We start from the raw sequence: 24000 nt of genomic DNA, 5'->3' as shown, positions 1-24000 counted from the left end.
CTGGGCCAGCAGCTACACCGGTGACGACATCCCACTGGACGAGATGCGCGAGTGGCGGGACGCCACGGTCTCACGCATCCTCGGTCTGCGTCCGCGTCGGGTCCTGGAGATCGGCGTCGGCAGCGGTCTGCTGCTGTCGAAGGTCGCTCCGCAGGTCGAGGCCTACTGGGGCGTCGACTTCTCCACCGAGGCCATCGGGGTCCTGCGCCGGCAGGTCGCGGCGGAGCCCGACCTTGCCGAGCGGGTGCAGCTCAGGGTGAGCGCGGCGCACGAACTGGAGGGCCTGCCCGAGCAGTTCTTCGACACCGTGGTCATCAACTCGGTCGCGCAGTACTTCCCCAACGCCGCGTACCTGACCGACCTGCTCGGCTCGCTGTCGCAGCTGCTGGTGCCGGGAGGTGCCGTCTTCCTGGGCGACCAGCGCAACCTGCGGACCCAGCGGAGCTTCCAGACCGCGATCCGGCTGAACCAGCGGACGGATCAGCAGAACGAGGCGGCGCTGTCCCGCGCCGTCGAGCAGGCGATCATGATGGAGAAGGAACTCCTGGTCGACCCGGAGTACTTCGCGGCGGCGGCCCGGCAGATCCCGGCGTTCGAGGCCGTGGACGTCCAGGTCAAGCGGGGCCGGGGTGCCAACGAGCTGACCCGTCACCGCTTCGACGTGGTCCTTCGGACGGCCCCGGCCGGGGCCCGCGACGCCGGCGGCGCGGCGGTCCTGCGCTACGGCGTGGACGTCATGGATCTGGCGGACGTGGAGCAGCGGCTGGCCTCGCTCGCCGGCGACCTGCTCCGGATCACCGGTATCCCGGACGCCCGGGTGGCCGGTGAGCTGGCGGCGGCGGAAGCGCTGGCCGACGGACGCCCGGTCGCCGAGGTGGCGGCCCTGCTCGAACTGTCCGCCGGGATCGACCCGGAGGAGCTGCACGAGCTGGCGGACCGGTGCGGGCTGGGCGTGCGGGTGACGTACGCGCCGGGTGCGGCGGGACGGCTGGACGCGGTGTTCGGCCTCGACGACGAGACGCTGACCGGGATCTACGTGGCCACCGCGCAACTGGAGGCGGCGGCCTACGTCAGCAACCCGCTGGGGTCGCGTCAGCTGGGCGCGCTGGTGACGGCGTTGCGCTCGTTCGCGGAGGAGCGGCTGCCGGAGTACATGGTGCCGATGGCGTTCGTGCCCTTGGACGTCCTGCCCATGACGGCGAACGGCAAGCTGGACCGTCGCGCACTGCCGGCGCCCGACCTGTCCGGCGCGACGAGCGGGCGGGCACCGCGCACCGAGCTGGAGGCACGGGTGTGTGCGGTCATGGCCGAGGTCCTGGCCCTGCCCACGATCGGGGTCGACGACGACTTCTTCGACCTGGGCGGCGACAGCATCATCTCGATCCAGCTCGTGAGCCGCCTGCGGGCCGCAGGCGTCGTCGTCACCGCACGCGATGTCTTCCGACACAAGACGGCGGCGGCGATGGCGGCCGCGTCCGAGAACGCCGAACCGGCGGCCGACGAAGCACCGGCCGAACCGCCGGTACCCGACGACGACGAGGCGATCGACCTGTCGCTGGTGTCGCTGTCCGATGACGAATTGAAGATGTTCGAATCAAACTGGAGGTTGTCGGAATGAGCACGTCAGCAGTTGAAGCGATCCTGCCGCTGACTCCCTTGCAGGAGGGGCTGCTCTTTCACAGCCTCTACGACAACCGCGGCGTTGACCTCTACACCTCGCAGCTGGGCGTGGACCTCGAAGGCCACCTGGACGTCGAGGCGTTCCGGGCGGCCGCGGCCACCGTGCTGCGCCGTCACCCCAACCTCCGTACTGCTTTCCAGCACCAGACCTCCGCCCAGCCGGTGCAGGTGGTGATCCGGGAGCTGCCGGTCCCGTGGACGGAACACGACCTCTCCGGACTTGACGAGGCCGAGCGCGCCGCCGAGTTGGAGCGGATCACCGAGGAGGACCGGGTCCGCCGGTTCGACCTCGGGCGCCCGCCACTGCTGCGCTTCACCCTGATCCGCCTCGGCGACGAGCGGTGCCGCCTGCTCTTCACCCACCACCACATCCTGCTGGACGGCTGGTCCATCCCCCTGCTGCTGAGCGAGCTGTTCACGCTGTACGCCCGCGGCGGCACCGATGACAGCGGCCTGCCCAAGGTGCCCGCGTTCCGCAACTTCCTCGCCTGGCTGGCCAAGCGGGACAAGCCGGCGGCGGAGCTGGCGTGGAGCCAGGCGTTCGACGGCCTCGCCGAAGGGACCACCGTGCGGCCGGTGAACTCCGGCCGCGCCCAGGTGGTGCCCGAGCGGGCCGTGCTCGACCTGAGCCGCTCGCTGACCACGGCGCTGACGAACCTGGCTCGCCGTCACTCCATCACCCTGAACACGGTCGTCCAGGGCGTCTGGGGCCTGCTGGTGGGCCAGCTCACCGGACGCAGCGACGTGGTCTTCGGGACCGTGGTCTCCGGCCGGCCGCCGGAGCTGCCCGGTGTCGAGAACATGATCGGTCTCTTCCTCAACACCCTGCCGGTGCGGGTCCGGATCGACCCGAACGAGCCCGTCATCGACCTGCTGACCCGGCTGCAGACCGAGCAGTCCGAGCTGCTGCCGCACCAGCACCTGGGGCTCGCCGCCATCCAGCAGCTGACCGGCGGGGCGGAACTGTTCGACACGGTGACCGTGTTCGAGAGCTTCCCGGTCGACCACAACGCGGAGAGCCTGCCCGGCACCGGGCTGAGGGTCCTCGAATCCGACAGTACTGACTTCAGTCACTACCCGATCTCACTGCTCGCGCTGCCCGGCGAGCGGCTACACCTGCGACTCAGCTACCAGCCCGACCTGTTCACGGCCGAGGAGACCGCGACGCTGCTGGACCGGGCACGGCGGCTGCTGGAAACCCTGGTGGCCGAGCCGCAGCAGCTCGTCGGACGGCTCGACCTGCTGGTCGCGGCCGAGCGGCACCGGGTCGTGGTGCGGAACAACGACACTGCCCGCCCGGTCGAGCAGACGACACTCGCCCAGCTGTTCGAAGCCCAGGTCGCCGCCAACCCGGACGCGGTGGCGGTCGAGTTCGAGTCAGCCTCGCTGACGTACGCGGAGCTGGACGCGCGGGCGAACCGGCTGGCGCGACTGCTGGCGACCCGGGGGATCGGGCCGGAGCAGGTCGTCGCGCTGGCCCTGCCACGGTCGATCGAGTTCGTGCTGTCGGTGATCGCCGTCGCCAAGACCGGAGCCGCCTACCTCCCGGTGGACACCCGGTACCCGCAGGATCGCATCGCCCTCCTCATCGACGACTCCCGCCCCGCGACGGTGATCACCACGACCGCCGCCGCACCGCTGCTGCCCCGAGCCGCGGACGCCGGGCACCTGCTGATCGACGCCGCCGAGGTCCAGGAGGCGCTGGCAGCCACGCCGGGCACCCCGCTGACCGACGACGAACGCACCGCGCCGACGCATCTGCTCAACCCCGCGTACGTCATCTACACCTCCGGCTCGACCGGGCGCCCGAAGGGTGTCGTGGTCAGCCACACGGGCCTGGCCAACGGGTCGGCCCTGCAGCGCCGCACCTACCCGGTCGGCCCCGGCGACCGGGTCCTGCAGTTCGTGTCCCAGAGCTTCGACGCCTCCTACTGGGAGCTGTCGATGGCACTGCTGAGCGGTGCCACCCTGGTCTGTGCGCCCGAGGAGCGCCTCACGCCCGGCCCGGTCCTGGCCGAGCTGATCGCCGAACGACGGATCACCCACGCGGTCATACCGCCGTCGCCACTGGCGATGACGCCTGCGGCGAACCTCGGCACTCTGCGCGTGCTCATGGCCGGCGGCGAGGCGCTCCCCGCCGAGACGGTCGCCACCTGGGCGCCCGGCCGCCGGATGTTCAACGAGTACGGTCCGACCGAGGTGACCGTCCTCGCGACCCAGAACGGCCCGCTCACGGCGGACGGTAGCGCGCCCTCGATCGGCCGGCCGATCGACAACGACCGTGTCTACGTGCTCGACCAGGCGCTCCGACCGGTGCCGGTGGGTTCGCTCGGCGAGATGTACGTCGCCGGACCCGGGCTGGCCCGCGGCTACCTGGGGCGTCACGACCTGACCGCCGAGCGGTTCGTCGCCGACCCGTTCGGCACGGCCGGGAGCCGGATGTACCGCACCGGTGACCTGGCCCGGTGGAACGACTCCGGCGAACTCGTGTTCGCCGGCCGCGTCGACGAGCAGGTCAAGATCCGCGGCTTCCGGATCGAGCTCGGCGAGATCGAGGCCGCGGTCCGCTCCCACCCGGCGGTGGACACCGCCGCGGTCATCGTGCGCGAGGACCGCCCCGGCGACCACCGGATCGTGGCGTACGCGGTGGCCGAGGGCGCGGACGAGGAGACGCTGCGCCGACACGTCGCGGACGTGCTCCCCCAGCACATGGTGCCCAGTGTCTTCGTCCTGCTCGACGCGATGCCGCTGACCAGGAACGGGAAGGTGGACCGGGCCGCACTGCCCGAGCCGACGGCCGGAGCTGCCGACGGGCCGCGAACCGCACCGTCGACGCCCAATCAGGAGATCGTGTGCGGCCTGTTCTCCGACGTCCTCGGCGTGCCCGAGGTCGGCGTCGACGGCGACTTCTTCAAGCTCGGCGGGCACTCCCTGCTCGCGGTCCGGCTGGTCGGCCGGATCCGCGCCGCCTTCGGCGTGGACGTGCCGATCCGTGTCGTCTTCGACGCCCCCACCGCCGAGGCCCTCACCTCCGAGATCGAGGCGCTGCTCCCTGACAGCACCCCGGAGCCCCCGGCCGAAACGCGATCGGTGGAGGTGTCCCACGCGGATCGCCGACTCTGGTTCATCAACCGGTTCGAGCACCGGGCCGCCACGCACAACGTCCCGTTCGGCGTCCGCCTGACCGGTGTCCTCGACCACGAGGCGCTGAGCGGTGCAGTGCACGATGTGATCGACCGGCACGAGGTGTTGCGGACGATCTTCCCGGAGCGCAACGGCGAGCCGAGCGGAGTGGTGCTGCCGTCCCAGGGCGTGCGCCCGCCACTGACGGTTGCCGACTTCGACGAAGCCGCCGTGCGCGCGGAGGCGGCCGGCGGGTTCGACCTGACCACCCAGGTTCCGGTGCGCTTCACACTGTTCCGCGTCGGCGACGCGGAGGCCGTGCTCGTGGCGGTCCTGCACCGGATCGCCGGCGACGACTGGGCGGGCGGCCGGCTGCTGGCCGACCTGACGGCCGCCTACCGGGCCCGGGTCACCGCCCGCCCGGTGCGCTGGGACGATGACACCGTCGCGGTGGAGGACAAGGCCGTCGATTGGTGGGCCGAGCACCTCGCCGGGGTACCGGAGGAGCTGGTCCTGGTCACCGACCGGCCGCGCTCGGCCCTGGAGCCGCAGCACCTGCTGAGCGTGCCGATCCACCTGCCCGCCGCACAGCGGCAGAGCGCCACCACCCTCGCCGAGCGTGCGGGGGTGGACCTGGAGACGGTCCTGCGCGCTGCGTTCGCCGTCGTGCTGAGCGGGCTCGGCGCCGGTCAGGACCTGCCGATCGCCACCCTTCACACCACGGCATCCGACGGCCCCGGGGCCTTTGCGGCGAACCCCGCCGTGCTGCGGGTCGACGTGTCCGCCGACCCGTCCGTGGCCGATCTGCTGGCCGGGATGGGCGAGACGGCCGCTGCGGCGCGGCTGCGTCCGGTGGCGTTCGAGCGGCTGCTGCGACGGCTCGAACCCGACCTCGTCGCTGCCCGGCACCCGCTGGCGCAGGTGGCCCTCACCGTACGGAGCCGCGGCACCGCCGCCCTGGAGCTGCCCGGCCTGACCGTGCGCCCGGACGACACCGCCCTGGGCATCGAGAAGTTCGACCTCGCCGTGGTCGTGGCGGACCGCTCCGAAGGCGAGCAGCTGGCCGGGGACCTGTACTACCGCGCCACCATGTTCGACGCCGCGACGGTCTCCCGCCTGTGGGAGCGGATCGCGTCGGTGCTCGCGCAGATGATCGCTGCGCCGGAGCAGCGGCTCTCGCAGCTGCGGCTGGTCACCGAGGCCGAGCGCGAGCAGCTGCTGACGGGCTGGAACGACACCGCCGTCGAGGTGCCGGCGCTGGGCGCGCCGCTCCAGGTGCGCTTCGCCGAGCAGGTCGAGCGCGGGCCGGACGAGATCGCCCTCGTCTGGCCGGACGGGCAGCTCACCTACCGGGAGCTCGACCGCGCGGCGAACCGGCTCGCGCACCTGCTGCGCGCCTCCGGTGTGAGCACCGGCTCCCGGGTGGCGGTGCTGCAGCGCCGCTCCCCCGACCTCGTCGTCGCGCTGCTCGGCGTGCTCAAGGCGGGCGCGGCGTACGTGCCCCTCGACGCCCGTGCGCCGCAGGCGCGGCACGAGAGCATCCTGGCCGAGACCGAGGCCTCGCTGCTCCTGGTCGACGCCGCGTCGGCGGCCACCGCGCCGCGGTCCGAGGTCCCGACGATCGTCGTGGACCGGGAGCCGCGCCTGGCGGAGCAGTCCGACACGGCGCCGTCCGTCGAGGGCCACCCGGAGCAGCTGGCGTACATCATGTACACCTCCGGTTCCACCGGGCAGGCCAAGGGCGTCGCCATCACCCACCGCGACCTGCTCGCGTTCGCGCTCGACCGCTGCTTCTCCGGGGACGCGCACCGCACGGTGCTCATGCATGCCCCGCACGCGTTCGACGCCTCCAACTACGAGCTGTGGATGCCGCTGCTCAACGGCCGCCGGATCGTCCTCGCGCCGCCCCAGGACCTGGACGTGGCCACCATCGGCCGGCTGGTGTCCGAGCACGGGGTGACGGCACTGCACCTGACCGCCGGCCTGTTCCGGCTCGTGGTCGACGAGGACCTGGACTGCCTGGCCCCGGTTCGAGAGCTGCTGGCCGGTGGCGACGTGGTGCCCGCGGCCTCGGTCCGCCGTGTCCTGGAGCGTTTCCCGGACATGGTCGTCCGGGACACCTACGGCCCGACCGAGACCACGACCTTCGCCACGTCGCACCGGATGGACACGGCGAACCCGCCGACCGAGACCGTGCCGATCGGTCTCCCGCTGGACAACATGCGCGCGTACGTCCTGGACGGTTCGCTGCGCCCGGTCCCGGTCGGGATCGTCGGCGACCTCTACCTCGCCGGCGAGGGCCTCGCAGCCGGCTACTGGACCAGGCCGGGCCTCACCTCCGCATCGTTCGTGGCCGACCCGTTCGGTCCGGCCGGCAGCCGGATGTACCGGGTGGGAGACCTCGTGCGGCGGACGCCGGACGGCAGCCTGCTGTTCGCCGGCCGCGCCGACGACCAGGTGAAGATCCGCGGCTTCCGGATCGAGCTGGGCGAGGTGGAGTCGGCCCTGGCGCGCATGCCCGAGGTGGCCCAGGCCACCGTCGTCGCGCGGCGGGACGACGACAGCCAGCCCAGGCTGGTCGCGTACCTCGTCCCGGCCGAAGGCACGACGCTCGACGAGTCCGCCGTCCGCGACCGGCTCGGCGCCGAACTGCCGGAGTACATGGTCCCCTCCGCCTTCGTGCGGCTGGACCGGCTCCCGCTGACGGCCAACGGCAAGGTCGACCGCAAGGCGCTGCCCGCGCCGGCGGCCGCGGTCACCGGCCGGGCCGCGCGCAACCCGCGCGAGGAACAGCTCCTCGACCTGTTCGCCAAGCTCCTCGGCCAGCCGGGCATGGGCATCGACGACAGCTTCTTCGAGCTGGGCGGCGACTCACTGCTCGCCACCCGCCTGGTCAGCCGGGTCCGGGCCACCTTCGGTGTGGAGCTGCCCATCTGGAAGGTGTTCGACGCTCCGACGGTCGCCACCCTCGGCGAGCACCTGGACGACGCCCGCGCCGGACGCAGCGCGCTGCGCGCCATGGAGCGACCGGAACGCGTCCCCCTGTCGTTCGCGCAACGCCGGCTCTGGTTCATCAACCGTTTCGACGGCCAGAGCGCCACGTACAACATGCCGATCTCGATCCGGCTCACCGGGCCGCTGAACCGCACCGCCATGGCCGAGGCGCTGGTCGACCTCGCGACCCGCCACGAGGCCCTGCGGACGGTCTTCCCCGAGGCCGACGGCGTGCCCTACCAGCTGATCCTGCCCGCCGACGAGGCGCAGGTCGCGCTGAACGTGGTGGAGACGCGGCCCGAGGAACTGGACGCCCAGTTGGAGGCCGCGGTCCGGATCGGTATCGACCTCACAAGCGAGGTACCGCTGCGCGTCCACCTGTTCGCCCTCGGGGAGGAGGACCACGTCCTGCTCTTCGTGCTGCACCACATCGCCGGCGACGGCTGGTCGATGCGGCCGCTGGCGACCAACCTCGCGCAGGCCTACGAGGCCCGCTGCGAGGGCCGGGCCCCGGAGTTCGCACCGCTGCCGGTGCAGCCCGCCGACTACGCGCTGTGGCAACAGCAGGTCATCGGCGACGAGGACGACCCGGACAGCGTCTTCTCCAAGCAGCTGCGGTACTGGCAGGACAATCTCGCCGACCTGCCCCAGGAGCTGACGCTCCCGGTCGACCGGCCCCGCCCGGCCACTTCGAGCTACCGCGGAATGCCGGTCTACTTCCGGGTCGACCCGGACGTGCACCAGCAGCTGCTGACCCTGTCCCAGACGACCGGCGCGAGCCTGTACATGGTGCTGCAGGCCGCGCTGGCCACGATGCTGCACCGGGTCGGAGCGGGCACCGACATCCCGATCGGCAGCGTGATCGCCAACCGCACCGACGAGGCGCTCGACGAGATGGTCGGCTTCCTCACCAACATGCTGGTGCTGCGCACCGACACCTCGGGGCGCCCGACGTTCCGTCAGCTCGTCGACCGCGTACGGGAGACCGACCTCAACGCCTACGACAACCAGGACGTGCCGTTCGAGCGGCTGGTCGAGGCGGTCAACCCGCCGCGTTCGCTCGCCCGCCACCCGCTCTTCCAGGTGCTGCTCAACCTGCAGAACCTGCCGGACTACGCGACCGAGATGCAGGGCCTGGAGCTCAGCTCGTACGTCGTGGACCTCGGCGCGGCCCGGTTCGACCTGGCCTTCGGCTTCTCCGAGGAGTTCGACGCGGAGGGCCGGCCGGCCGGTCTGCAGGGCGACATCCAGTGCAGCACGGACCTCTTCGACCGCGACACCGCGGAGGGCTTCGCCGAGTACCTCGGCCGAGTGCTCCGATCCGCCGCCGGCGACCCGGACCAGCCGATCGACACCATCGACATGCTGCCCGCCGAGCAGCGGAACCGGCTCCTGGCGGAGTACAACGACACCGCCGCCGAGGTTTCTGCCGCGGCGCTGCCGGAGCTGTTCACCGCCCAGGCCGGGCGGACTCCGGACGCTCCCGCGGTGGTCCGCGGGGCGGAGACGCTGTCCTACGCCGAACTCAACGCCGCCGCCAACCGGCTCGCCCGCCTGCTGATCGCGGGCGGCACCGGGCCCGGCTCCCTGGTGGCGATCGCGCTGCCCAGGACGCCGCAGCTGGTCACGGCTCTGCTCGGGGTGCTCAAGGCCGGTGCCGCGTACCTGCCCATCGATCCCACCAACCCGGCCGACCGCATCGCCTACGTGCTCGGCGACGCGGCCCCGACGGTGGTGCTGAGTGACGAGGCCACGTCGGCGGCCCTGCCGTCCGGCGCCGCCCCCGTCATCCGGCTGGACCGGTCCGAGACCGCGCGGGAGCTGGCGGCCCACGCGAGCGGACCCGTCACGGACGCCGAGCGGCTCCGGCCGCTGTCGCCGCGTGACGCCGCGTACGTGATCTACACCTCGGGCTCGACCGGACGCCCCAAGGGCGTCGTGATCGAGCACCGCTCGGTCAGCGACTACCTGGCGCACACCACCCGGGAGTACGACGCGGCCCGCGGGGTCGCGCTGGTGCACTCGCCGGTGTCCTTCGACCTGACCGTCACCGGCCTCTACACCCCGCTGCTCGTCGGTGGTTGCGTCAACCTCGCCTCGCTCACCGACCCCGAGCCGCGCGAGGCCGCCGGGCTGGCCGAGGCTCCGGCCACCTTCCTCAAGGCGACCCCGAGCCACCTGCCGCTGCTCACCGCGCTCCCGACCGGCTACTCGCCCTCGGGCGAGCTGCTGCTCGGCGGTGAGGCGCTGCTCGGCGCGGTGTTGCGGGAGTGGCGCGAACAGCACCCCGACGTGACGGTGCGCAACGTGTACGGCCCGACCGAGGCGACGGTGAACTGTGCCGAGTACCGCATCGCCCCCGGCGAGCCGGTGCCGGACGGCCCGGTGCCGATCGGCCGCCCGCAGGCGAACGCCCAGCTGTACGTGCTGGACGCGGGGCTCCAGCCGGTGCCCGAGGGAGTGACCGGCGACCTCTACCTCGCCGGCGAGGGGCTGGCGCGTGGCTACCTGAACCAGCCGGCGCTGACCGCGGAGCGCTTCGTACCCAACCCCTTCGGGGCGCCCGGCAGCCGGATGTACCGCAGCGGCGACGTCGCCAAGTGGAACCGCTCCGGCGAACTGGTGTACCTCGGCCGCAGCGACGACCAGGTCAAGCTGCGCGGCTTCCGGATCGAGCTGGGCGAGATCGAGGTCGCGCTGGCCTCCCACCCGGCGGTGCGAACCGCCACGGTGATCGTCCGTGAGGACCAGCCGGGCGACCAGCGCCTGGTCGGCTACGTCGTGCCGACGGCCGAGGCGCCGACGGCCGCGGAGCTGTCCGCGCACCTCGCCGGGCGGCTGCCCGAGTACATGGTCCCCCAGCTGTTCGTGGCCGTCGACGGGATCCCGCTGACCGTACACGGGAAGGTCGACCGGAACGCGCTTCCGGCCCCCGTCCACCGTGCGGACGGCCAGGCCTCGGCCGGCCCGCGCTCGCCGCAGGAGGAGATCCTCTGCCACCTGTTCGCGGACATGCTCGGTGTCCCGGACGTCGGGGTGCACGACAACTTCTTCGAGCTGGGCGGGCACTCCCTGCTCGCCACCCGGCTGATCAGCCGGATCCGCACCGCCTTCGACCTGGAGCTGCCGATCCGCGCCGTCTTCGAGGCGCCGACCGTGGCCCAGCTGACCGCACAGCTCGGCACGGCCGCCACGGGCCGCCGGGCGGTGGCGCCGATGGCACGCCCGGACGAGCTCCCGCTGTCCTTCGCCCAGCGGCGGCTGTGGTTCCTCAACCGTCTCGACCAGCAGAACGGTTCGGCGTACAACCTGCCGATCGCGCTGCGACTCACCGGTGACCTCGACCGTGAGGCCCTCGCCGCGACCCTGCACGACCTGGTGGAGCGGCACGAGGTCTTCCGCACCGTCTTCGCGGAGCCGAACGGCGTGCCGGTCCAGCGGGTGCTCGCCGCCGACGAGGCCGGGCTTCGCCTGGAGGTCACCGAGACCTCCGAGGAGCAGCTGGCCGAGGTGCTGGCCGCCGAGATCAACCGCGCCTTCGACCTCTCCGAGGAGATCCCGGTCCGAGCCCGGCTCTTCGCCGTCGCCCGGGACGTGCACGTCTTCACGTTCACCATGCATCACATCGCCGCCGACGGATGGTCGCTGGCGCCGATGCTGGCCGACCTCTCCACCGCGTACCGGGCCCGGGCCGCCGGCGAGCAGCCGGCCTGGCAGCCGCTGCCCGTGCAGTACGCCGACTACGCGCTCTGGCAGCGCGAAGTGCTCGGGGACGAGGCCGACGAGGACAGCCAGATCTCCCAGCAGCTGCGCTACTGGGAGCAGACCCTCGCCGGGCTGCCCGAGGAACTCACCCTGCCGACCGACCGCTCCCGCCCGGCCGTGGCGAGCTACCGGGGCGAGCGGATCACCATCGAGATCCCCGCCGAGATCCACCAGCGGGTGAACGAGCTGGCACGCTCCCGGCAGGCGAGCGTCTACATGGTGCTCCAGGCAGGCCTGGCCGCCCTGCTGTCCCGGCTGGGCGGCGGGGAGGACGTCCCCATCGGCAGCCTGATCGCCGGGCGCACCGATGAGGCCCTCGACGACCTGGTCGGCTTCTTCGTCAACACCCTGGTGCTGCGCACCGACGTCTCCGGCGATCCGACCTTCGCCGAGCTGCTCGACCGGGTCCGCACCACGGGCCTGGGTGCCTACGCCCACCAGGACCTGCCGTTCGAGCGGCTCGTGGAGGCGCTCAATCCCAGCCGGTCGATGTCCCGTCACCCGCTGTTCCAGGTGGCGCTCAACCTCCAGAACGCCGCCCAGGCCGACTGGGGCCTCGGCCTGCCCGGTCTGGAGGTGCGGCCGGAGGGCTTCGACCTGGACACGGAGAAGTTCGACCTCTCCTTCACCTTCGCCGAGCACCACGCCGAGGACGGCGTGCCGGCCGGGATCGTCGGCACGGTGAGCTACGCCGTCGACCTCTTCGACGGCGAGCGCGTCGCGGACATGGCCGGCTGCCTGGTGCAGTTGCTGTCCGCGGCCACCGCCGAGCCCGACCGACGGCTCGCACAGCTGGACCTGCTGAATCCGGCGGAGCGCGCCGTGCTGCTGGAAGCGGGCACGGGGTCGAAGTGCGAGATCCCCGCCGAGGGTGTCGACGCACAGTTCGCCCGGCGCGCGGCGGCCACCCCCGAGGCCCTGGCGGTCCAGGGGCCCGACGGCTCGCTGACCTACCGCGAACTCGACGCGGCGGTCACCCGGCTGGCCAGGCACCTGGTCGAGCGGGGCTCGGCCCCGGGCGGGATCATCGGCGTCGCCATGCCACGCGGCACGGAGATGCTGGTGACGCTCCTGGCGGTCCTGCGATCCGGAGCGGCCTACCTGCCGCTCGACCCCGAGCTGCCGGCGGAACGGCTGGCCTACATGACGGCCGACAGCCGGCCGCTGTTCGTCGTCTCCACCAACGCCGCGGCCCGCAACCTTCCCGACGGCACGACCGTCGTGTCGCTGGACGACCCGGACACCCGGCGTGCGCTCCAGGAGCTTCCCGGGACACCGTGGGCCGACGACGAGCGCCGTTCGCCCGTCCACCCGGAGCACCCCTCGTACGTCATCTACACCTCGGGATCGACCGGCCGGCCGAAGGGCGTCGCGCTCCCGCGGCGCGCCATGATCAACATCATGGCCGACATGGCCGAGCGGCTCCGCGTGCGGGCCGGCGACCGTCTTCTCTCGGTCACGACGATGTCGTTCGACATCTCCGTGCTCGAGTTCTTCCTGCCGCTCGTGTCCGGCGCCGCGGTCGTCATCGCGGCCCGGGAGACGGTCCAGGACCCGGCGGCCCTGGCCAAGCTGGTCGCCGACTCCGGAGTGACCATCCTCCAGGCGACGCCGACCCTGTGGCAGATGCTGGTGAGCCAGGCCCCTGACGCGGTGCGCGGCCTGCGCAGGATGACCGGCGGTGAGCCGCTGCCCCGGGAGCTGGCGGAACGGCTCCTCGCGGTCGGTGGCGAGCTCACCAACGGATACGGTCCGACGGAGACCACCATCTACTCCACCGCTGTGCCGGTGACCGACGGCCTGTCGGCGCCGACCATCGGCCGTCCGGTGCTCAACACCCGGGTCTACCTGCTGGACGAGTACCTGCGTCCGGTACCGCCGCAGGTGGCCGGCGAGCTGTACATCGCCGGCGACGGCCTGGCGCTGGGATACCTGGGGCGGCCGGGCCTGACGGCGGAGCGCTTCGTCGCCGACCCGTTCGGGGCGCCCGGCGCCCGCATGTACCGCTCCGGCGACCTGGCCCGCTGGGGCGCCGGCAGGGACCTGGAGCTCCTCGGCCGGGCGGACCAGCAGGTGAAGCTGCGCGGCTTCCGGATCGAGCTGGGAGAGATCGAGTCGGTGCTCGGCCGCCACGAGGACGTGGCCCAGCTGGCGGTCGTGCTGCGCGAGGACCGACCGGGCGACAAGCGGCTGGTCGGCTACGTGGTGCCGAAGCCCGGCCGGCCGGTCGACTCCGTCGCGCTGCGCAGGTATGTCGGCTCGCAGCTGCCCGACTACATGACCCCGTCGGTCATCGTCGAGCTCGACGCGTTGCCCAAGACGCCCAACGGCAAGCTGGACCGGCGCGCCCTGCCGCAGCCGCCGGCGTCCTCGGGCCGGGAGAGCAGTGCCCCGCGCTCCCCGCGGGAGGAGATCATGTGCGGCCTGTTCGCCGAGATCCTCGACGTGGAGACCGTCGCGGTCGACGACAGCTTCTTCGACCTCGGCGGCCACTCGCTGCTGGCAACCCGGCTGATGAGCCGGCTCCGGACGGTGTTCGGCGTCGAACTCCCCATCCGCAGCCTGTTCGAGCACCCGAACCCGGCCGGCCTCGTCGGGCTGCTGGACGGCGCGACCCGGGGCCGGGCCTCCCTCGTCCCGATGCCGCGTCCCGAGACGCTGCCGCTCTCCTACGCCCAGCGCCGGATGTGGTTCCTGCACCGGCTCGAAGGCCCGAGCTCGACCTACAACATGCCGTTCGTCGTCCGGCTCTCCGGCCACCTCGACCTGGAGGCGCTGAAGTCGGCACTCCAGGACGTCGTCGGCCGGCACGAGAGCCTGCGCACGGTCTTCCCGGAGATCGACGGCGTGCCCCGGCAGGTGGTACTCGGAACCGACGAGGCGCGGATCGAGCTGATCTGCCGACAGGTGGCCGAGCACGAGCTGGAGGAGGCGACCCTCGCCGCGGTCCGCACGACGCTCGACCTGACCGAGCAGCCGCCGGTGGCGGCGACCCTGCTCACGCTGTCCCCGACCGAGCACGTGTTCGTCCTGGTCGTGCACCACATCGCCGGCGACGGCTGGTCGCTGGCCCCGCTGGGCGCCGACGTGTCGCAGGCGTACACGGCCCGGCACGCCGGCCGGGCCCCGCAGTGGGAACCGCTGCCGGTCCAGTACGCCGACTACACGCTGTGGCAGCGACAGCTGCTCGGCGACGAGTCCGACCCCGACAGCCTGTTCTCCGGACAGGTCACCTACTGGAAGCAGGCCCTCGCCGATCTGCCGGACCTGCTGAACCTGCCGGTCGACCGCCCGCGCCCCTCGGTGGCCAGCTACCGAGGGGGGCGCCTGACCGTCGAGCTCGGCCCCGAGCTGCACGCCGCGGTGCGGTCCCTCGCGAAGCGGGAGGGCGCCAGCACCTTCATGGTGCTCCAGGCCGCGGTCGCGACGCTGCTCGGCAAGCTCGGCGGCGGTCACGACATCCCGCTCGGCAGCCCCATCGCGGGCCGTACCGACGAGTCGCTCGACCAGTTGGTCGGCTTCTTCGTCAACACCCTGGTGCTGCGCAACGACCTGAGCGGCAACCCCTCGTTCGCCGAGCTGATCGGCCGGGCCCGGGAGACCGCGCTGGCGGCGTACGCCCACCAGGACGTCCCGTTCGACCACCTGGTGGAGGTGCTCCGGCCGGACCGCTCCGCGGGGCACCAGCCACTGTTCCAGGTGATGCTGGCACTCCAGAACGCCACCGTCGCGACCGACGTCGAGCTGCCCGGCCTGACCCTCAGCTCGGAGGACGGCTTCACCGGAGCCTCCCGCTTCGACCTGTTCCTCAGCTTCGCCGAGCGGTTCGACGAGGCCGGCGGGACGCCCGCGGGCATCAACGGGTTCATCGAGTACAGCGCCGACCTGTTCGACCCCGAGACGGTCACCGCTCTGGTGAAGCGGCTGGAGCGCCTGCTGACCGCCGTGTCGGCGGACCCGCAGCTGCCGATCGGCTCGATCGACCTGCTCGACGACGACGAGCGGCACACCGTCCTGCGGCAGTGGAACGACACCGCGACGGACTCCGTGCCGACCAGCGTGACCGCGCGGTTCGCCGCGCAGGTCACCCGCACGCCGGACGCCGTCGCGGTGTCCAGCGACGAGCGGCAGTTGACGTACCGCGAGCTGGACGAGGAGTCGGACCGGCTGGCACGCCGACTGGCGGCGGCCGGTGTCCGGCCCGAGGACCGGGTCGCGCTGTTCCAGGAGCGCTCGGCGGGCCTGGTGGTGTCGATCCTCGCGGTGCTCAAGGCCGGTGCGGCCTACGTGCCGATCGACCCGCGCTACCCGGCCTCCCGCCGCAGCCACATCATGACCGACAGCCAGGTCTCCGTGCTGCTGACGGACACCACCTCGCCGGCCCTGGGGTGCGAGCACGACGCCAGGGTCCTGGTGGTGGACACCGAGACGGTCCCGGAGGTCAGTGACGTCCGACTGCCCGAGGTCGTACACCCCGAGCAGCTCGCGTACGTGATGTACACCTCCGGCTCGACAGGCGTGCCGAAGGGCGTGGGGATCACCCACGCGGACGTCACCGCGCTCGCCTCCGACCGGGCCTTCCGTCCGGAGGCGCACCGCCGGGTGCTGCTCCACTCCCCGCAGGCGTTCGACGCATCCACCTACGAGCTGTGGGTCCCGCTGCTGAACGGCGGCCAGACCGTGGTGGCCCCCCGGGGCGACCTCGACCTGGCGACCCTCGCCCGGGTCATCGGCGAGAACAGCGTCACCGGTCTGTGGATGACCGCGGGTCTGTTCCGGCTCACCGCCGAGGAGTCCCCGGAGTGCTTCGCGGGCGTGGCCGAGGTGTGGACCGGCGGCGACGTGGTACCCGCCGAAGCGGTGCGACGGGTCATGACGGCCTGCCCGCAGATCGTGGTGGTCGACGGCTACGGCCCGACCGAGACGACCACGTTCGCTACCACCTTCCGGGTCGAGGACGCCCAGCGGATCCCCGCCCAGATACCGATCGGGCGGCCGTTGGACGACATGCGAGTCTACGTCCTGGACGAGGCCCTGCAGCCGGTCCCCGTCGGCGTCGCCGGCGAGCTGTACATCGCCGGTGCGGGGCTGGCCCGTGGCTACCAGGCCCGGCCGGCTCTGACCGCCGAACGGTTCGTGGCGGACCCGCACGGCCCGACGGGCAGCCGGATGTACCGGGTCGGCGACCTGGTGCGTTGGAACGCCGACGGTGCGGTGGAGTTCCTCGGCCGGGCCGACGACCAGGTCAAGGTCCGCGGCTTCCGCATCGAGCTCGGCGAGATCGAGGCGGCCCTGGCCGACCACCCGGACGTCGCCCAGGCGGCTGTCCTGGTGCGCGAGGACCGTCCCGGCGATCACCAGCTGGTGGCCTACCTCGTTCCGAGCGCGACGCCGTCGGCGGACACGACCGGGACGGCCCAGGACAACGGCAGCGCCGGCGAGCAGATCGAGCAGTGGCAGGAGCTCTACGCGCAGCTGTACGGCGCGGAGCGGCCGGAGGAGTTCGGCGAGGACTTCAGCGGCTGGGCGAGCAGCTACACCGGCGAGGACATCCCGGTGGAGCAGATGCGCGAGTGGCGGGACGCCACGGTGGAACGCATCCGCTCCCTGCGGCCGCGCCGGGTGCTGGAGATCGGCGTCGGCAGCGGCCTGCTGCTGGCGAAGCTCGCCGGCGACAGCGAGGCGTACTGGGGCATCGACTTCTCCGCGGAGGCGATCGCCGTACTGCGGCAACAGGTCGAAGCCCAGCCCCAGTTGGCCGACAAGGTCCGGCTCGAAATCGGCGCCGCACACGAACTGGACTCCCTGCCCGAGGGGTTCTTCGACACCGTGGTCATCAACTCGGTGGCGCAGTACTTCCCCAGCGCTTCCTACCTGACCGACGTGCTCACCTCGCTGTCGCGCCTGCTGGTGCCCGGTGGCGCCGTCTTCCTGGGCGACCAGCGCAACCTGCGCACCCAGCGAAGCTTCCAGACCGCGGTCGCGTTGCTCCAGTGGAACGGCCGGCAGACCCCGGCGGAGCTGTCCCGTTCGGTCGAGCAGACGATCATGATGGAGAAGGAACTCCTCGTCGACCCGGAGTACTTCGCGGCGCTGCCCGGGCAGATCCCGGCGTTCGAGGCCGTGGACGTACGGGTCAAGCGGGGCCACAGCGACACCGAGCTGACCCGCCACCGCTTCGACGTGGTCCTGCGGACGGCACCGGCCGGTGCGCGCCCGCTCGGCGAGCTGCCGCGGCTGCGGTACGGCACGGAGATCCTGAGCCTGGAGGACCTGGAGCGCCGGATCGCGGCCGGTGACGACCTGCCGGTCCGGGTGACCGGGATTCCGGACGCCCGGCTGGCCGGCGAGCAGGCAGCCGTGCAGGCACTGGCCGACGGACGGCCGGTCGGCGAGGCGCTGACCGCGCTGAACACCCCGGAGGAGCGGGGCGTCCATCCCGTGGCGCTCCACGAGCTGGCCGAACGGTACGGACAGGCGGTCCACGTCACCTACGCTCCGGGCGCACCCGGACGGCTGGACGCGGTGTTCGGCGTTGGCGACGACGCGCTCTCCCAGCTGTACCTGCCGGCCGCCCAGCAGGCCTCCGCGGCGCACGTCAACAACCCGCTGGGCTCCCGCCGACTCGGCGAACTGGTCAGCGCTGTGCGGTCCTTCGCCGAGCAGCGGCTGCCCGAGTACATGGTGCCGAGCGCGTTCGTGGCGCTGGACGCCCTGCCGACGACCGTGAACGGCAAGCTGGACCGTCGTGCGCTTCCGGCGCCCGACTTCTCCAGCGCGTCGACGGGGCGGGCGCCGCGCACCGAGCTGGAGACGCGCGTGTGCGCGGTGATGGCCGACGTCCTCGCCCTGCCGGCGGTCGGCATCGACGACAACTTCTTCGACCTGGGCGGCGACAGCATCATGTCGATCCAGCTCGTCAGCCGCGCCAGGCGTGCCGGGCTGCTGATCAGCACGCGTGACGTGTTCCAGCACAAGACCGTCGCCGAACTGGCGGCGGTGGTCCGGCTGGCCGACGGCACGGCGTCCGCCGCAGCCGACGAGCCGGAGACCGGCGACGTCCCGCTGCTGCCGATCGTGCACTGGCTGCGGGAGAACGGCGGCCCGGTCGAGGGCTTCAACCAGTCCCGGATCGTCCCGGCCCCGGCCGGAGCCACCCTGCACCTGCTGGAGCAGGCACTGCAGGCGCTGATCGACCGGCACGGCGCCCTGCGGATGCGGCTGGACCGTACCGGCGGGCAGTGGCGGCTGAACGTCCCCGAGACCGGGACGGTCCGCGCGGGCGACCTGCTGCGCCGCGTCGATGCGGCCGGCCTGGACGACGAGGCCCTCGAAGCCTTGATCATCGAGCACCGCGACGCAGCGACGGCTGGGCTGGCCCCGGACGACGGCGTCATGCTGCAGGCCGTGTGGTTCGATGCCGGGCAGGGGCGGAGCGGCCAGCTCCTGCTGATGGTGCACCACCTCTCCGTCGACGGCGTCTCGTGGCGGGTGCTCATGCCCGACCTGTTCGAGGCCTACGAGGCGGCCGAGCAGGGCAGGCCCATCGCGCTCGACCCGGTCGGCACCTCGCTGCGCGGCTGGGCGACCCGACTCCACGAGCTCGCGGCCGAACGCCGGGGCGAGCTCGGGCTCTGGGAGGCGATGGTGCGGGATCCGGAGCCGCTGCTCGGCCTCCGGCCGCTCGACCCGGCCCGCGACACCGTCGACGCGACGCGCTTCGTCCATGTCCGGCTGCCCGCCGACCTCAGCAGCTCGCTGCTGGCGGACGTGCCTCGGGCCATCCACGCCGGCGCCGACGACGTCCTGCTCACCGGCCTGACGCTGGCACTGGCCCAGTGGCGCGCCAAGTGGCGCGGAACCGACCGCGAGGACCTGCTCGTGGCGGTGGAGAGCCACGGCCGGCACGACGTCCTCGAAGGCGTCGACCTGACCCGGACCGTCGGCTGGCTGACCGCCATGTACCCGGTACGGATCGACCTCTCCGGCGTGGACACCGCGCAGGCGCTGGCCGGCGGACCGGCCACCGCACGGGCGGCCAAGGCGGTCAAGGAGCAGCTGCGACGGATCCCGGACCACGGCCTGGGCTACGGCCTACTGCGGTACCTGGACCCGCAGGCGTCCGAGCGGCTGGCCGGCGGCGCCGAACCCCAGTTGGCCTTCAACTACTTCGGCCGCTTCACAGCTCCGGAGGGCGAGCCGGCACCGGTCGCGACCGAGCCGACCTTCGAGACCGGACGCTACGACGGCGGTGCGGACGGCCGCCGACCGTTCGCCCACGCGCTGGAGATCAACGCGCGGACGGACGACTTCACCGCCGGTTCCTCGCTGAGCTGCATGTGGACCTGGCCGGACGGGCTCTTCACCGACGAGGAGGTCCTCGAGCTCTGCGAGGGCTGGGTCGCGGCACTGCGCGTGCTGGCCGACCAGCTGCGGCGCCCCGGCAACTCCGGGCGCACGCCGTCCGACCTGCCACTGGTCGAGCTGACCCAGCGTCAGATAGAGCGGCTGGAGACCGACCTGCCGGGCCTGTCCGACGTGCTGCCGCTGACGCCGCTGCAGGAAGGGCTGCTCTTCCACGCCCAGTACGACGACAGCGACCAGGACCCGTACACGGTCCAGTTCCTCTGGGCGCTGGACGGCCACGTCGACCGGGACGCCTTGCGGGCCGCGGCGAGCACCCTGCTCCGCCGCCACCCGAACCTCCGGGTGGCCTTCCGGCAGGACGACCTCACCCGCCCGGTGCAGGTGGTCGTGGAGGACCCGGCACTGCCCTGGTACGAGCACGACCTGCGGGCGCTGGACGGTGAGGACCTCGACCGCGAGGTGGCCCGGATCGTCGAGGAGGACCGCACCCGCCGCTTCGACCCGGCCCGTCCGCCGCTCATCCGCTTCACACTGATCCGGGTGGCCGAGGACGCGTACCGCTTCCTGCTCACCAACCACCACATCCTTCTCGACGGATGGTCCATGCCGGTGGTCCTCGGCGAGCTGGGCGAGCTCTACACCACGGGCGGCGACGACCGGACCCTGCCGGTACCGGCCGACTACCGCGGCTACCTGACCTGGCTCGCCGGGCAGGACCGCGCCGAGGCCGAGAACGCCTGGCGTACCGCGTTGGCCGGGCTGCAGGAGCCTCTCCTGCTCGCACCGTCGGCGGGACAGCGGGCGGCCGTCACGCCGCACCGCCGGGTCGTCGAGGTCGACCAGGAGCTCAGCGCGACGCTGGCAGCACTGGCCCGCCGGCACGGGCTGACCCTCAACACGGTGGTCCAGGGCGCCTGGGCCGCTCTGCTGAGCCGGCTGACCGGGCGGGACGACGTGGTGTTCGGCGCCACCGTGTCCGGCCGGCCGCCGGAGATCGCCGGTATCGAGACGATGGTCGGGCTCTTCATCAACACCCTGCCCGTCCGGGTACGCATGGAGCCGACCGAGCCGGTGATCGCTCTGCTCGGGCGGATCCAGCAGCAGCAGTCCGGGCTGATGGATCACTCGTACCTGCGGCTGTCCGACGTCCAGCGACTCGCCGGCGTTGGTGAACTCTTCGACACGGCCACGGTGTTCGAGAACTACCCGGCACCGCCTCAGGGCCTGCACGACGAGCCCGGCGAGGTGGACGTCAGCGACGATCAGACGAGCGACGCCACGCACTATCCGCTGGCGCTGTGCGCCTCGATGCGCGGGCCGTCCCTGCGGCTGCGGCTGGACCACCGGCCCGACGTGTTCGACGAGCAGAGCGTGACCGGTCTGATCGACCAACTGGTGAGCTGGCTGCGGGCCCTGGCCGCGGACCCGGACCAGCCGGTCGGCCTGATCGACCTGCTGAGTGCCGACCAGTTCGACCAGGTGGTCCGGCGGTTCAACGCCACCGAGCTGCCGGTACCGCCGCAGCGGTGGTCCGAGCTCGTCGCCGAGCAGGCGAGGCTGAGCCCGGACCGGACCGCCGTGGTCTACCAGGACGAGCGGCTCAGCTACGCGGAGCTCGACCGGCGGGCCAACCAGCTCGCCCGGCTGCTGGCCCGGCACGGCGCCGCGGAGCATTCGCTGGTCGGGCTGATGCTCGAGCGGACGCCGGACACGGTCGTCGCGGTCCTCGCGGTCGCCCGGGCCCGGGCCGCCTACCTGCCGGTGGACTCGCGTTACCCGGCCGACCGGCGCGCGTTCATCCTGGCCGACGCCCGTCCGGCGCTGGTCGTGACGACCTCCGCCACCGCACACCTGCTGGCGGAGGTGGGGGCCGACGTACCGACGCTGGTCCTGGACGACCCGGGCCTGCGGGCCGAGTGGGCGGCGCAGCCCGCGACGCCCCTGATGCCGGCCGCCGAGCCGTCCCCGGACGACGCGGCGTACGTCATCTACACCTCGGGCACCACCGGTCGCCCCAAGGGCGTCGTGGTCACCCACCGGGGCATCGGCAACCTGGCCGCCGCGCAGATCGAGCGGTTCGCGATCGACGCGGAGAGCAGGCTGCTGCAGTTCGCGTCGCCGAGCTTCGACGCCGCGGTGTCGGAGATCGTGACGAGCCTGGTGGCCGGGGCCGCCCTGGTGCTCGCCCCGACGGCCGAGCTGCTGCCGGGCCCGACGCTGACCGGGGTGATGGCCCGCCACGGGGTGACCCACGCCACGATCCCGCCCACGGTTCTGGCCGCGATCTCGCCCGACGATCTGCCCGGGTTGCGCACCCTGGTGGTCGCCGGCGAGCCCTGCCCCCAGCACCTGGTCGACCAATGGGCACCCCGCGTACGCATGATCAACGCGTACGGCCCCACCGAGACGACCGTCTGTGCCACCATGAGCGACCCGCTGTCCACGGCGGCGGTCTCGATCGGCCGACCGATCGCCAACACCTCGGTCTACGTGCTCGACGCGCGGCTTCGGCCGGTGCCGACGGGCGTGGCGGGCGAGCTGTACGTGAGCGGCCCCGGCCTGGCACGCGGCTACCTGAACCGCACCGGCCTGACGGCGGAGCGCTTCGTGCCGAACCCGTTCGGCGCGCCGGGCAGTCGGATGTACCGCACCGGTGACCTGGTCAGCTGGACCCGCGACGGGCGGCTCTCCTACGTCGGCCGGGCCGACCAGCAGCTCAAGCTCCGCGGCTTCCGGATCGAGCCGGCCGAGATCGAGTCGGTGCTCCTCGACCACCCGGACGTGTCCCAGGCGGCCGTCGTCCTGCGGGAGATGAGCCAGGGCGGCCGCCGGCTGGTGGCCTACGTGGTCCCGGTCGACGGCATCACGATCGACCCGATGGTGCTGCGCAAGCAGCTCTCGGGGCAGCTGCCCGACTACATGGTGCCGGCCGCGTTCGTATCGCTGGCGGCGCTGCCGGTCACGCCGAACGGGAAGCTGGACCGTCCGGCCCTGCCCGCTCCGGACGCCGAGGGCAGCCTGGGCAAGGGGGCGCCCCGGACGCCGCGCGAAGAGGTGCTGTGCGGCCTGTTCTCGGAGGCCCTCGAGGTCGGCCGGGTCGGGATCGAGGACAGCTTCTTCGATCTCGGTGGTGACTCGCTGATGGCTGCGGGTCTGGTCAGCCGGGTGAACCTCACCTTCGGGACCAAGGTCAGCATCGCGGCGCTGTTCGAGAGTCCGACCGTCGAGAGTCTCGCCGAGCGGCTGACCACGGGAGAGGAGGGCGATCCGATGGACGTGCTGCTCCCCCTGCGGAGCACCGGCACGGCCGAGCCGATCTTCTGCCTGCCGCCCGCCGGGGGTCTGAGCTGGAGCTATGCGGGCCTGCTGCGCCACATCGACCCGGAGCACCCGGTCTACGCGCTGCAGGCGCGCGGCCTGGCCCGGGACGAGGCGCTGCCGGAGACCATGGCCGCGATGGCGGAGGACTACCTGGAGCAGATCCGGGCGATCCAGCCGCACGGCCCGTACCACCTGGCCGGCTGGTCGCTCGGCGGCCTCCTGGGCCACCTGATCGCCACCCGGCTGCAGGAGGCGGGCGAGGAGGTCGCGACGCTGGCCATCCTCGACGCCTATCCGGTGATCAACGAGCACGAGGTCGTCGAGGAACGGCCCGAGGACGTCCTGCGGCAGCTGCTGGGCTACCTGGGCCACGACCTCGCCGAGCTGGGCGAGGACCCGCTGGACTACGCCCGGGCCCGCAGCCTGCTCGACGACGGTGACAGTGCCATCGCCGGCCTGGAGGAGCGGCACATCGAGGCGCTGGCCCGGGTGGGTACCAACATCGCGCGGATCACCCAGGACTTCAGCCTGGACCGGTTCCGCGGTGACCTGCTCGTCTTCGTCGCCACGGTGGGCAAGGAGGGGTCGCCGTACACGCCGGCCCTGTGGGAGCCGCACGTCGTGGGAAGGGTGATCAGGCACGACCTCGCCGTCGCCCACAACGACCTGACGAAGGCCCCCGCCTGGGCGGAGATCGGTCCGGTGCTCGCGCAGTCCCTGCGTGACGCCCGGGCCGCCGCCGAGCGGTAA

The 24000-nt window shown here is 72.6% G+C and carries 2 protein-coding genes (1 of these 2 cut by a window edge); both read left to right on the top strand.

Annotated features, from left to right (window positions below; translation table 11 throughout):
• Positions 1-1618, top strand: partial view of an amino acid adenylation domain-containing protein gene (locus OG286_RS32850; protein ID WP_405365969.1) — the final stretch only. Its footprint begins 15341 nt before the window's first position; 1618 of the gene's 16959 nt are visible here — the last part of the coding sequence; the start codon falls outside the window, past its left edge; its stop codon occupies positions 1616-1618.
• Complete coding sequence (locus tag OG286_RS32845; RefSeq protein WP_405365968.1) at positions 1615-24000, top strand: non-ribosomal peptide synthase/polyketide synthase; 22386 nt, start codon at positions 1615-1617, stop codon at positions 23998-24000. Before OG286_RS32850 ends, OG286_RS32845 begins: the two co-directional genes overlap by 4 nt.

It is taken from the genome of Kitasatospora sp. NBC_00039, assembly GCF_045160625.1.
Taxonomy (GTDB): Bacteria; Actinomycetota; Actinomycetes; order Streptomycetales; family Streptomycetaceae; genus Kitasatospora.
The sequence above is the reverse complement of the archived record's forward strand: the minus strand, read 5'-3'. Positions and strand labels throughout refer to the sequence as shown.

What these genes read in the sequence shown, in the direction of transcription:
- OG286_RS32845 (WP_405365968.1), top strand. Translation starts at nt 1,615, where the DNA reads ATGAGCACGTCAGCAGTTGAAGCGATCCTGCCGCTGACTCCCTTGCAG.